This window comes from Streptomyces sp. NPDC094147 (genome assembly GCF_044764265.1).
Lineage (GTDB): Bacteria > Actinomycetota > Actinomycetes > Streptomycetales > Streptomycetaceae > Streptomyces.
Map to the genome: position 1 here is coordinate 251,112 of NZ_JBIWHT010000005.1, position 12,479 is coordinate 263,590.

At 70.0% G+C, this 12,479-nt stretch carries 11 protein-coding genes; 4 read left to right on the forward strand and 7 right to left on the reverse strand.

The features are described from left to right. Window positions 1-104 precede the first annotated feature (104 nt). Together ACIQ8J_RS11625 and ACIQ8J_RS11630 are read left to right on the forward strand one after the other, a co-directional pair. Window positions 105-1,328: a hypothetical protein gene (locus tag ACIQ8J_RS11625; protein ID WP_403270627.1), complete on the forward strand. Its 1,224-nt coding sequence runs from the start codon at window positions 105-107 to the stop codon at window positions 1,326-1,328. Between the two features lie 173 nt (window positions 1,329-1,501). Then, entirely contained in the window at window positions 1,502-2,671 is a 1,170-nt protein-coding gene (locus tag ACIQ8J_RS11630; RefSeq protein WP_403270625.1) for a trypsin-like serine peptidase, read from the forward strand. 100 nt (window positions 2,672-2,771) lie between these two features. Here the strand turns inward: ACIQ8J_RS11630 and hflX are convergent, their stop codons facing one another. The 6 genes from hflX to miaA form a co-directional block, all read right to left on the reverse strand. Further along, entirely contained in the window at window positions 2,772-4,274 is a 1,503-nt protein-coding gene (gene hflX, locus ACIQ8J_RS11635) for a GTPase HflX (RefSeq protein ID WP_403270623.1), read from the reverse strand. A 227-nt stretch (window positions 4,275-4,501) separates the two neighbouring features. After that, complete coding sequence (locus ACIQ8J_RS11640; protein ID WP_403270622.1) at window positions 4,502-5,968, reverse strand: M1 family metallopeptidase; 1,467 nt, start codon at window positions 5,966-5,968, stop codon at window positions 4,502-4,504. A gap of 128 nt (window positions 5,969-6,096) precedes the next feature. Further along, window positions 6,097-8,181 carry a RelA/SpoT family protein gene (locus tag ACIQ8J_RS11645; RefSeq protein ID WP_403270621.1) on the reverse strand — a complete coding sequence of 695 codons (2,085 nt, stop codon included), beginning with the start codon at window positions 8,179-8,181 and terminating at the stop codon, window positions 6,097-6,099. Between the two features lie 208 nt (window positions 8,182-8,389). Next, window positions 8,390-9,253 carry a diaminopimelate epimerase gene (dapF, locus tag ACIQ8J_RS11650; RefSeq protein WP_403270618.1) on the reverse strand — a complete coding sequence of 288 codons (864 nt, stop codon included), beginning with the start codon at window positions 9,251-9,253 and terminating at the stop codon, window positions 8,390-8,392. A 65-nt stretch (window positions 9,254-9,318) separates the two neighbouring features. Further along, window positions 9,319-9,897 (reverse strand): hypothetical protein, encoded by a 579-nt coding sequence (locus ACIQ8J_RS11655; RefSeq protein ID WP_403271096.1) that lies wholly within the window; start codon window positions 9,895-9,897, stop codon window positions 9,319-9,321. Window positions 9,898-10,004: 107 nt separating this feature from the next. Further along, on the reverse strand, window positions 10,005-10,943 hold the full coding sequence (gene miaA, locus ACIQ8J_RS11660) for a tRNA (adenosine(37)-N6)-dimethylallyltransferase MiaA (RefSeq protein ID WP_403270616.1): 939 nt from the start codon (window positions 10,941-10,943) through the stop codon (window positions 10,005-10,007). A 182-nt stretch (window positions 10,944-11,125) separates the two neighbouring features. Here miaA and ACIQ8J_RS11665 point away from each other — a divergent pair, with 182 nt between their 5' ends. Then, complete coding sequence (locus ACIQ8J_RS11665; RefSeq protein ID WP_403270614.1) at window positions 11,126-11,404, forward strand: hypothetical protein; 279 nt, start codon at window positions 11,126-11,128, stop codon at window positions 11,402-11,404. A gap of 20 nt (window positions 11,405-11,424) precedes the next feature. Continuing rightward, window positions 11,425-11,670 carry an antitoxin gene (locus ACIQ8J_RS11670; protein ID WP_403270612.1) on the forward strand — a complete coding sequence of 82 codons (246 nt, stop codon included), beginning with the start codon at window positions 11,425-11,427 and terminating at the stop codon, window positions 11,668-11,670. A 95-nt stretch (window positions 11,671-11,765) separates the two neighbouring features. Here the strand turns inward: ACIQ8J_RS11670 and ACIQ8J_RS11675 are convergent, their stop codons facing one another. Continuing rightward, window positions 11,766-12,467, reverse strand: a complete 702-nt coding sequence (locus tag ACIQ8J_RS11675) for a class III extradiol dioxygenase subunit B-like domain-containing protein (RefSeq protein WP_403270610.1) — start codon at window positions 12,465-12,467, stop codon at window positions 11,766-11,768. Window positions 12,468-12,479 lie beyond the last annotated feature (12 nt).

Below are 12,479 nucleotides of genomic sequence, written 5' to 3' on the forward strand. Positions count from 1 at the left end.
CGGCATAGTGGGGGCCGCGCTGCGGCACCGGCCCGCGGTGCCGCTGTTTCACGAGTTCAGAAGACGAAGACGCTGTGATGACGAAGTTCCAGGGGGAATACGACATGCGACCGACACGCCCAACACGCGCCGAGCGCACCGGGAGGAGAGCGCGTCGCGGCGCCTCCCCCGTGCTGGCCGCGCTCGGCCTCACGGCCGTGCTCGCACTGACCGCCACCGCTTGCGGACCCGGCGGTTCCAACGCCGACAGCAAGCCGTCGGCCTCGGCGACCGCGGGCGGCGCCGACAAGCTCCAGATCCCGGACGACGTCAAGGACCAGCTCAAGAAGCACGGGATCGACCTGGACAAGTGGAAGAACGGCGAGTGGAGGAACTGGGACAAGGACAAGTGGCTTCGTGAGGCGAAGGACTATGTCAACCCGATCATCCAGGACCTGTGGGACCCGGAGCGGATGCGCAAGGCGGACAAGCCCCCGGAGAAGGCCGTCCCCAACGACATCTCCGGCGACAAGGGCGTGACGGACCCGACGCCGGCCCCTGTCAAGGCCGCGGCCGTGCAGGCTCCGTACCACCAGAGCCTTCCGGAGCTCGGCAAGCTGTTCTTCGACAGCCCCGAGGGCTCGATGGTCTGCTCCGCGACCGTCGTGAAGGACCCGGCGCACCCCGGCAAGTCCAACATGGTGTGGACCGCGGGCCATTGTGTGCACGCCGGCGCCAAGGGCGGCTGGTACCGCAACATCGCCTTCGTCCCCTCCTACAACAGCTCCAATCTGCCGATGGCGCAGTTGCAGAAGGCCACCAAGCAGCAGATCGCTCCGTACGGCGTCTTCTGGGCCGACTGGGCGCAGACCTCACAGCAGTGGATCGAGCAGGGTGGCCCGACCGGCGGCACCGGCGCCCCGTACGACTTCGCGGTCCTGCATGTGACGCCGGAGAAGAACTCGAACGGCAAGTCCCTTGAGGAGACGGTCGGCGCCGCGCTTCCCGTGGACTTCAACGCCCCGGCCGTGCCGAAGATCAGCGCCATGACGGCGAACGGCTACCCGGCCGCGCCTCCTTACGACGGCCAGAAGCTGTACCAGTGCAGGGACAAGCCGGGCCGGCTCTCACTCGACGCGAGCACCCCGACGATGTACCGCATCGGCTGCACCATGACCGGCGGTTCCTCCGGCGGCGGCTGGATAGCCACGGGCTCGGACGGCAAGCCGTCGCTCGTCTCGAACACCTCCATCGGCCCGGTCACGGCGGGCTGGCTGGCCGGCCCGCGCCTGGGCAAGGAGGCCAAGGGTGTTTACGACTCGGTGAGCACTAAGTACGCGAGTCAGTAGACGCGTTGCGGGGGTCCTGTGAACGCCGGGACCCCCGTTCGTACCCCCTGCGCCGAGCAGGCATAGTAGGGGGCTGCGCGGTGGGCGGCCGTGTACACGTCCGCCCACCGCAGTGACAAGTTCATGGCAAAATCTGCCCTCGCCGGGCAGGCTCATCAGGGGGAATCGTCTTCATGCGATCCATACGTCCGTTGCTGGCCGCTTCCGGCCTCGCCGCGGCTCTCGCGCTCACCGCCACCGCGTGCGGTCCGGGCGGCGACAACGCGGACAGCAAGCCGTCCGCCTCCGGCTCCGCCCAGGCCAAGGGCGACTCCGCCTCTCCCGCCGACCTGGCCGACACCCTCAAGAAGCACGGGGTCGACCTCGACAAGTGGAAGAACGGCGGATGGAAGAACTGGGACAAGGACAAGTGGCTTCGTGAGGCCAAGGACTTCGTCAACCCGGTGATCAGCGGCTTGTGGAAGCCGGACCGGATGAAGTCCGCCAAGGACCCGCAGAAGACCATGGCGGCCGGTGACGTCAACGGCGGTACGGGCATCTCCGACCCCGAGCCCGCGCCCGTCAAGGCCGTCCAGGAGAAGCTGCCGTACCACGACTTCGCGGCCCCGGTCGGCAAGGTCTTCTTCGACTCCCCCGAGGGCCCCATGGTGTGCTCGGGCACCGTCGTCAAGGACCCGGCCCACCCCGGCAAGTCCAACATGGTGTGGACCGCGGGCCACTGCGTCCACCAGGGCGGCACCGGCGGCTGGTACCGCAACATCGCCTTCGTCCCGTCGTACAACGACCAGGGCAAGTCGGCGGCGGCGCTGAACAACGCGAAGCCGCAGGAGATCGCCCCCTACGGCGTGTACTGGGCGGACTGGGCCTCGACGTCCAATGAGTGGATCAGCGACGGCGGCCCGACGGGCGGCACCGGTGCCCCGTACGACTACGCGGTTCTGCACGTGAAGCCGGAGAACGGCACCAAGTCCCTTGAGGAGACGGTCGGCAACGCGCTGACGGTCAACTTCTCCGCACCGCAGGCCAAGTCCGTTGCCACGATGGGCGCTTGGGGCTACCCGGCGGCGCCCCCGTACGACGGTCTCCAGATGTTCAAGTGCATCGACCGTCCCGGCCAGCTCTCCATCAGTCCGGGCACGCCCGCGATGTACCGCATCGGCTGCACCATGACGGGCGGCTCCTCCGGCGGCGGCTGGTTCATGAACGGCCCCGACGGCAAGGCGCAGCTGGTCTCCAACACGTCCATCGGCCCGGTCACTTCGGGCTGGCTGGCCGGCCCGCAGCTCGGCGCCGGGGCCAAGGCGCTCTTCGACTCGATGAGCGCGAAGTACGGCGGCCAGTAACACCCGGATACGACGCGAGGCCCGCTCCCTCCTGCGAGGGGGCGGGCCTTTCGTCGTCATGCGGGCCGGCGAACTGCCTGCTCAGCGGCGGTACTTACGATCAGCGCGTGGCCGGTACATAGGGGGCCAGCTCGGCGGCGAGCGCCTCGTGCACCCGCGCCTTGAGCACGGTGCCCTCCGCGGTGTGCTCCTCGGAGATCACCTCTCCCTCGGCATGCGCCCGTGCGACCAGCTGCCCGTGGGTGTAGGGCACCAGGGCCTCGATCTCGATCTCGGGGCGCGGCAATTCGGTGTCGATGATCGAGAGCAGCTTCTCGATGCCTTCGCCGGTGCGAGCCGAGACCGCGATGGAGTGCCGCTCGATCCGCAGCAGCCGCTGCAGCACGACCGGGTCCGCCGCGTCCGCCTTGTTGATCACCACGATCTCGGGCACATTGACGGCGCCCACATCGCGGATCACCTCGCGCACGGCGGCGAGCTGCTCCTCCGGCGCGGGGTGCGAACCGTCCACCACGTGCAGGATCAGATCGGAATCCCCGACCTCCTCCATGGTGGAGCGGAACGCCTCTACGAGGTGGTGCGGCAGATGCCGTACGAATCCGACGGTGTCCGCCAGCGTGTACAACCGCCCGCTGGGCGTCTCGGCACGGCGAACCGTCGGGTCGAGGGTGGCGAACAGCGCGTTCTCCACCAGCACGCCCGCGCCCGTGAGGCGGTTGAGCAGCGATGACTTGCCCGCGTTGGTGTAACCGGCGATGGCGACCGAAGGCACCTTGTTGCGGCGCCGCTCCTGGCGCTTGATCTCGCGGCCGGTCTTCATCTCCGCGATCTCCCGGCGCATCTTCGCCATCTTCTCGCGGATCCGCCGCCGGTCCGTCTCGATCTTGGTCTCACCGGGACCGCGGGTGGCCATGCCACCACCGCCGCTGGACCCGCCGCCGCCCATCTGCCGGGACAGCGACTGACCCCAGCCGCGCAGCCGCGGCAGCATGTACTGCATCTGCGCCAGCGAGACCTGCGCCTTGCCCTCACGAGACTTGGCGTGCTGGGCGAAGATGTCGAGGATCAGGGCGGTCCGGTCGACCACCTTGACCTTGACGACGTCTTCCAGGTGGATCAGCTGGCCCGGGCTGAGCTCACCGTCACAGACCACGGTGTCCGCGCCGGACTCCAGCACGATGTCCCGCAGCTCCTGCGCCTTGCCGGAGCCGATGTAGGTGGCCGGGTCAGGCTTGTCCCGGCGCTGATAGACGCCGTCGAGCACCAGGGCGCCCGCCGTCTCGGCGAGGGCAGCGAGCTCCGCGAGCGAGTTCTCCGCGTCCTTGAGCGTCCCCGTGGTCCATACGCCGACCAGCACCACGCGCTCCAGGCGCAGCTGCCGGTACTCGACCTCGGTGACGTCCTCGAGCTCGGTGGAGAGGCCCGCCACGCGCTTCAGCGCGGCACGCTCGGAGCGGTCCAGCTGGTCGCCGTCCCGCGCTCCGTCGATCTCGTGGCTCCAGGCGACGTCCTCTTCCATCAGGGCATCGGCCCGAAGGCTCTCTGTGCGGTGCGTGTCCGCGAAGCTCTGCTCGTCCTGGGAAGGGGATGAAGAGGAGGTCATTGGATCCTTTACGTCGTTGGAATTCCGGACCGGAGTCCCCGAGGGAATTCCGGCTGTGTCGGTCACAACGCGTAATGGACCCGAATGATTCCCGAACGGAATCCGGCCCCGGCGGCGCCGCCGACGTGAACGATGGTCGCACGGTGCCTCCAGGGCCGTCACCCCGGTTTTACCGCCCTCCCCCGGTCCGGCGCGACCTGGGCAGGGCGGGAAGAGCCCCTGGCCGGTCAGGCGTGCTTCGGTGCCTGGCTGTGCCAGTCCGGGTGGCCTGGCATCGGTGGAGTCTTCTCCCCGTACAGCCACGCCTTGAAGAACCCCGACAGGTCACGCCCCGCGATCTGCGAAGCCAGCGCGGAGAAGTCGGCGGTCGTGGCGGTGGAGTCCCGGTGGCTGCGCACCCAGCGGCGTTCGAGGCGGTCGAAGGCGGCCGTCCCGATCTCCTGGCGAAGGGCGTAGAGGAACAGCGCGCTGCCGTCGTAGACGATCGGGCGGAAGATGCCGATCTTCTTCCCCGGCGTGGACGGCTTGGGCGCCGCCGGGGGGCCGCCCGCCGCCCGCCAGCCGTCGGACAGGGCGTAGGCGTCCCGCATCCGCCGCTCCATGGACCAGTTGCCGTACTCCTCGGCGTACCGCGCCTCGTACCAGGTCGCGTGCCCCTCGTTCAGCCAGAGGTCCGACCACGTGTGGGGCGAGACGCTGTCGCCGAACCATTGGTGCGCCAGCTCGTGCACCATGACCGATTCGACGTACCACTCGGGGAACCCGGGCCGGAGGAACAGCGACCGCTCGAACAGCGAGAGCGTCTGCGTCTCCAGCTCGAACCCGGTGTCGGCCCCGGCGATCAGCACCCCGTACGTCTCGAACGGGAACCTCCCGACCTGGCGCTCCATCCAGGCGACGTGTGCGGGCGTCTTCTCCAGCCAGCGCTCCAGCTTCGCCTTGTCCGCCGCCGGGACCACATCGCGGATCGGCAGTCCGTGCGGCCCCTCCCGGTGCCGCACCGCCGAGTGGCCGATCGACACCTGGGCCAGCTCGGTCGCCATGGGGTGGCTGCTGCGGTAGGTGGACACGATGCTGTCGCCTCGGCGCTCACGCGCGGTCGGCAGACCGTTGGCGACGACGGTCACGTCCGGCGGGGCGGCCACGTGGAAGGTGAAGAACGCCTTGTCGGAGGGGTGGTCGTTGCAGGGGAACACCCGGTGGGCGGCGTCGGCCTGATTGGCCATCACCAGGCCGTCACTGGTGCGCACCCAGCCGCCGTCATGCGCGCCATTGGGGTCGCTGGTGTGCCGCACCGTGATCCGCAGCAGCTCACCGGGGTACACCGGACGCTGCGGAGTGACCACCAGGTCCTCGTCGGCGCTCGCGAACTCGGCGGTCCGGCCATTGACTTCGACGCCGTGCACCTTGCCCCGGGCGAAGTCGAGATTGATCCGCTCAAGCCCGTCCGTCGCGACGGCATCGATGGTCGTGACGGCCTCCATCGGCTTCCTGTTGTCCCCGAGATACGTGAGCCCGATGTCGTACGCGAACACGTTGTACCCGGGATTGCCAAGATGCGGGAACAGCGGGTCCCCGATGCCCAGCGGCACGGGGGCGGGCAGGGCTGCGGCGACTACGGACGCTGCGGCAGCGACCAGCAGCCCGGCACGCAGTCGGCGGGGGTGGGGGCGGTGTCGCGAGATGAGCAGCATGCACTACCGCTACCAAGGCGGCAGCCTGGTACGACGGCCACTCGCGTTGAACCACTCTAACGGGGGGCGGGGGAGGGCGGGTGTCAGCAGCGGCTCTTTGATGGTTGATATCTGTCAGCCGTTACCCCTCACCCCGCCGCAGCCGGATGCTGCGCCCGGCTCACGTCGTACACCCCCGGCACATCACGCATGGCCCGCATGAGCGCTGGGAGGCCTGCGGCGTCCGGGAGTTGGAGGGTGTAGGTGTGCCGGACGCGTTGTTCGCTGGGGGGTTCCACGGTGGCCGAGACGACGGCGGCCTCGGCGGTCGCGATGGCCTCCGTGAGGTCGGCGAGGAGGCGTGGGCGGCCGAAAGCCTCGGCGACCAGGGTCACCCTGCATTCCGCCGCGTCCCCCCAGCGCACCTCCACGGGCGCCCGTCCCACGGCCTTCATGCGGGTGACGGCCGGACACTCCTGGCGGTGGACGGTCACCGCCGCCCCGCGCACCGAGAAGCCGGTGACCGCGTCCGGTGGCACGGGCGTGCAGCACCCCGCGAGACGTACCGTCACATCCGGCAGGTCGGTCATCGCGTTGGCGGCTGCCCGCCGGCCGGCGGGTACGTTGACCTGCGGCCGGGGCGCCGCGGCCGGCACTTTGGCGCCTTCCGGGTGGGCGGCGAGCCAACCGGTGATCGCGATCCGGGCGGCCGGGGTCCTGGCGTGGTCGAGCCAGTCGGACGACGGCCCCGAGGACGCGTCCTGGGCCAGCAGCAGTTGGACGGTGTCGCCGTCGCTCAGCACCGTACTCAGCGTCGCCAGGCGGCCGTTGACGCGCGCTCCGATGCAGCCGTGGGCGTCCTCCCCGTACTGCGCGTAGGCGGCGTCCACACAGCTCGCGCCGGCCGGCAGGCCCAGGGTGCGGCCGTCGGCGCCGTAGACGGTGATCTCGCTGTCCTCCGCCAGTTCCTCGCGGAGCGAGGACCAGAAGGTGTCGGGGTCGGGCGCGTTCTGCTGCCAGTCCAGGAGCCGGGAGAGCCAGCCGGGCCTGGTCGGATCCTCGCGCTCGTCCCCCGCCTGCTGCGGCCCGTCACCGGGGCCCGCCGCATAGGGGTTGCCGAGCGCGATCACCCCGGCCTCGGCGACCTTGTGCATCTGGTGCGTACGGATGAGGACTTCGGCGACCTCGCCGCTCGGGCCGACGACCGCGGTGTGGAGCGACTGGTACAGGTTGAACTTGGGCGCCGCGATGAAGTCCTTGAACTCGGAGACGACCGGCGTGAAACAGGTGTGCAGCTCGCCCAGGACGGCATAGCAGTCGGCGTCCTCGGCGACCAGGACGAGCAGGCGGCCGAAGTCGGTACCGCGCAGTTCACCGCGTTTGAGCTGCACCCGGTGCACGGAGACGAAGTGGCGTGGCCTGATGAGGACTTCGGCGTTGATCCCGGCTTCCCGCAGCACCCCGCGTACGCCGTCGGCGATCCCGGTGAGCGGGTCCACTGTGCCGGAGTTGGCCGCGATCAGGACCCGGGTGCGTTCGTACTCCTCGGGGTGCAGGATCGCGAAGACCAGGTCCTCCAGCTCGGACTTGAGGGCCTGAACGCCGAGGCGTTCGGCGAGCGGGATGAGAACGTCCCTGGTCACCTTGGCGATCCGGGCCTGTTTCTCGGGACGCATCACACCGAGGGTGCGCATGTTGTGCAGCCGGTCGGCGAGTTTGATCGACATCACGCGTACGTCGTCGCCGGTGGCGACCAGCATCTTGCGGAAGGTCTCCGGTTCGGCTGCGGCGCCGTAGTCGACCTTCTCCAACTTGGTGACGCCGTCCACCAGATAGGTGACTTCCTCGCCGAACTCGGCACGCACCTGATCGAGCGTCACTTCGGTGTCCTCGACGGTGTCGTGGAGGAGGGAAGCGGTCAACGTCGTGGTCTCGGCGCCCAGTTCGGCGAGGATCAGCGTCACGGCGAGGGGATGGGTGATGTAGGGCTCGCCGCTCTTGCGGAACTGCCCGCGATGGGACGTTTCGGCAAGGACGTACGCGCGGTGCAGTACGGCCAGGTCGGCGTCGGGGTGGTGGGCGCGGTGCGCGTCGGCCACATGGCCGATGGCATCCGGCAGCCGGTCCCGGGAGACGGGTCCCAGCAGCGCCGCGCGTCCCAGCCTGCGGAGGTCGATCCGGGGGCGGCCGCGTCGGCGGCTCTGAGCACCAGGATTTGTGGCCTCTGCACTCATGGGGCACCTCCGGCAGCGTCGACCGGTGGTGGAGGGACCGGCGTGTCCCTCCGGACCGGTGCTTGATGCTACCGAGCCCACCACGTGGCGCAGTCCCGCTCTCGCTCAGCGTGAAACGGATCACCCATTCGAGCGAAGGTTCAGGACACGACCGTTTCGGTCCCGACCGGGGCCGATCAGGATGCTGCGGGCTCCTCGGGCGGGCCGGTCAGCCGGCCAGGAGTGCCGGATCGATGACGCCTTCGGCGACGATCACCGCGGGGCCGGTCATCTCGATCTCGCCGTCCGGGTATTCGGTGATGACCAGGGTGCCGCCGGGAAGGTCCACGGTGTACGTGGCCGGGGCGCCGGTGACCGCGGGGTCCGTTCCGTCCCTGCGCGCGGCGGCGACGGCGACCGCGCAGGCGCCGGTGCCGCAGGAGCGGGTCTCTCCCGCGCCGCGCTCGTGGACCCGCATGGCCACGTGTCCGGGGCCGCGGTCCACGACGAACTCGACGTTCACTCCGTCCGGATACACCTCCGCGGGGGCGAACGGCGGTGCCGAGAACAGGTTGCCCGCGTGGTCCAGGTCGGCCACGAAGGCGACGGCATGCGGATTGCCCATGTTGACGTTGCGCGCGGGCCAGCTGCGTCCGTCCACGGTGACCGTGACGCCCTCCTCGGGGAGCACGGCGCGCCCCATGGAGACGGTGATGTCACCGCCCTTGGCGATGTGCACCTTCTTGACGCCGCCGCGGGTGGCGACGGCCACGTCGCCCTCTTCCGCGAGCCCGGCCCGCTCCAGGTAGCCCGCGAAGACGCGTACCCCGTTGCCGCACATCTCGGCGATCGAGCCGTCGGCGTTGCGGTAGTCCATGAACCATTCGGCCTCGTCGGCCATGGCCCTGGCCTCCGGGTGTGCGGCGCTGCGCACGACGTGGAGCAGGCCGTCGCCGCCGATTCCGGCCCGGCGGTCGCAGAGCCTGGCGACGGCGGACGCGGGAAGGTCGACGGCGTTGTCCGGGTCGGGCACGATCACGAAGTCGTTCTCGGTCCCGTGGCCCTTGAGGAAGGCGATCGGCGAGGTGTTCACGCGTCAATCGTACGGGGACGCTCTGACACCCGTCCGGGGACGGCTGCCCTACGTGGCGGCCGGGCTCAGCGCAGCCGGGCGACGCGCCAGACCGCGAGCGCCACCAGTACGCCGGCGACGCCGACGTAGAGGGCGAGGACCCGCCAGTCAGGGCGTTCGCCGGAGCCTCTGGTGGGCAGTCCCGGCCAGGTGTGGCCGACGCGGCGGGCGGCCATCATGCCCCAGCCTGCGGCGCAGCAGCTGATGAGGAGGCCGAGCATGGCCACGACCGGTCCGCCGTCGCCGAATTCGAAGGCCAGGGGGAACGCGAACATCAGCGAGCCGAGCGCCGCGAGCATCACGATGGGGGCGAGCTGCCAGATCCTCAGGCGACGCTGGGGCCGCAGCTCGACCTCGACCTCACCGCCGTCGGACACGGCACCGACGGAGCCGTCCTCCGGCCCGTCCGGGCTCAGTCCGGACGCGCCAAGCACCGTGGACCCCAGCACCGAGGGCGCTGCTTCCGGGGAGCGTCCGGCACCGGCGGTGCCTTCTGCGGATTCCGCTTCCGAAACCTTCGGGGACACGGAATCGTGATCGGTCGAGCGCGGGAGCGCGGCGTCCTCCCGCGATCCTTGCTCTCTGTCGCGAGGGCCGGCCTCCATCGCCACGCGCCCTCCCAACTCGGACTCCACTGGTCGATCGAAGTTTGATGATGGCACGCGCGACAGTGCCGCAATGACCGGCTGAGCGTCCCGATGCCATCACGTGATCAGGCTGTGACCGCTCGTTCGACCAACGCCAGCGCCTGGCGCGGGAGTTCCTCTCGGTGCTCCACGGCACCGCTGAGCCAATGGACGCGGGGATCGCGCCGAAACCAGGAGTCCTGTCGGCGCGCGAAGCGTTTGGTGGCGCGTACGGTTTCGGCGCGTGCCTCGTCCTCGGTGCACTCTCCGGCGAACGCCGCGAGAACCTGCTGGTAGCCAAGTGCCCGTGACGCCGTACGGCCCTCGCGCAGTCCGCGCTCCTCCAGCGCCCGCACCTCCTCGATCAGGCCCGCCTCCCACATCCGGTCGACGCGCAGGCTGATCCGTTCGTCGAGCTCCGGCCGGCCGACGTCCACACCGATCTGGACCGTGTCGTAGACCGATTCGTGCCCGGGGAGATTGGCCGTGAACGGCTGCCCGGTGATCTCGATCACTTCGAGCGCGCGGACGATCCGGCGGCCGTTGCCGGCCAGGATCGCGCGGGCCGCCTCGGGGTCGGCCGACGCCAGTCGCGCATGCAGAGCGCCGGAGCCCTGCTCGTCCAGTTCGCGCTCCAGGCGGGCGCGCACCTCCGGGTCGGTCCCGGGGAATTCGAGCACGTCGATCGCCGCGCGGACATACAGTCCGGAACCGCCGACGAGGACCGGGGTACGTCCGGCCGCGAGCAGCCGGTCGATCTCGGCGCGGGCGAGTTTCTGATAGGTGGCGACGTTCGCCGGTTCCGTCACATCCCAGATGTCGAGGAGGTGGTGCGGGACGCCGCCGCGCTCTTCGAGCGTCAGCTTTGCGGTACCGATGTCCATCCCCCGGTAGAGCTGCATGGAGTCGGCGTTGACGACCTCGCCGTCGAACTGCTGGGCAAGGAAGACACCCAGATCGGACTTTCCGGCCGCTGTCGGGCCGACGACGGCGATGACCCGCGGTGCGGGAGCTGCGCTTCTCACCGTCACAGTCTCGCAAACCTCGGCAGCCCTCCTCGAACGAGCTACGTGACGGGGCACGGCTGGGTTCGTTGCCTGTTGCGAGGTTCCGAACGCCGGTTTGTTGACCGGTGCCCCCGGGCGACGCAATGAGGCGCTCCGGTTGGCGCGGGATTTCGCCCACACGAGTACGCTATGGAGTAGATATGGGCGTTTTTTCAAGGTTTCGCCGTAAGGCCGACGCGGCTGTCGCGGAGTCGACCGAGGATGTGAAGGCTGCCACGCTGACAGCAGACCCGGAGGCCGAGGCCGCCGCCGACACGGCGGACTCCTCGGCCGAGGCTTCCAAGGTGAGCGAGGATGTCTCGGAAGCCGAGGCGGCGGAACCCGCCGAGTCCGCGGCCGCGGAGGGGGTCGAGATCCCCAAGCAGCAGTCGGCCGAGGACGTGGCGGACAGTGAGGCCGGCGAGAGCGCCCGCAAGTAGTCCCCGATGGAAGGTGCCCCATGGGTTTCCTGGATAATCTGAAAGCCAAGCTGGCCCCGGCCAAGGAGAAGGTCTCGGACCTCGCGCAGCAGCACGGGGACAAGATCGACCACGGTCTGGAGAAGGCCGCCAAACTGGTCGACGAGAAGACCAAGGGCAAGTACAGCGACAAGATCGAGTCGGGTACGGGCAAGGCCAAGGAAGCCCTGGGCCGGATCTCCCACAAGGACGACGGCGGCGGCACGCCGCCCGCGTCCGCGTCCTGAACCACGCGCGCCGGAGGGCCGTGGAGCTGTCCGCTCCACGGCCCTCCGCCGTGTCCCGCCGCCTCGTAGCGGCGACCGTTCAGGAATTGCGGGTTTCAGGACCAGACGCTGACGAAGTAGCCGACTCCGTAAGGCGCGTCCTCGTAGAGCATCCGTCCGACGAGATCCGCGTCCCGTGCCGCGCCCGCGAGCACCTGCCAGGGAGCGCGTCCGGCCACTTTCAGGTCGTACGCCAGCCGGTCGTCGAGGCCCGTCAGGGTGCGGATGTCGGCGGCGCCCAGGGCCGCGGACGCGAGTTCGTCGAAGCTCGCGGCGCGCTCGTCGAGGTAGCCGGGCGCCTTGAGGGTGCGGCAGGCGCTGCCGTCGCCCATGACGAGCAGGGCGACTCGGGCGGCCCGAGCGGCGAGTTCCTCTCCCGCGCCGACGCACAGCTGGGGAGCCAGTTCCTGATCGACGGCGAGCCCCTCCATGGGCGCATCCGCCCATCCCGCCCGCTCCAGGAGCCAGGCGCCGACCGCCAGGGACATCGGGAGTTCGGACTCCGTGGGCTCGCCAGGACCGAGGCGTACGGAAAGGTCCACGCCGAACCCGGCGAACGACCCCACCGCCCCCTGCCGGTAGGACCCGCCGCCCTGTCCCGGTCCCACCACTACGAGGAGGTCGGGCCGGGACGCGGCGAGCACCCCGACGGCATCGGCGCAGGCGTCGCGCGCCACGTCGAGTTCCGGCGCGGCGCCGGCGGCGACCTCGGGCACGAGGAGGGGCGGGCAGGGGCAGACGGCGGCGGCTACGAGCATGATCCGCAGCCT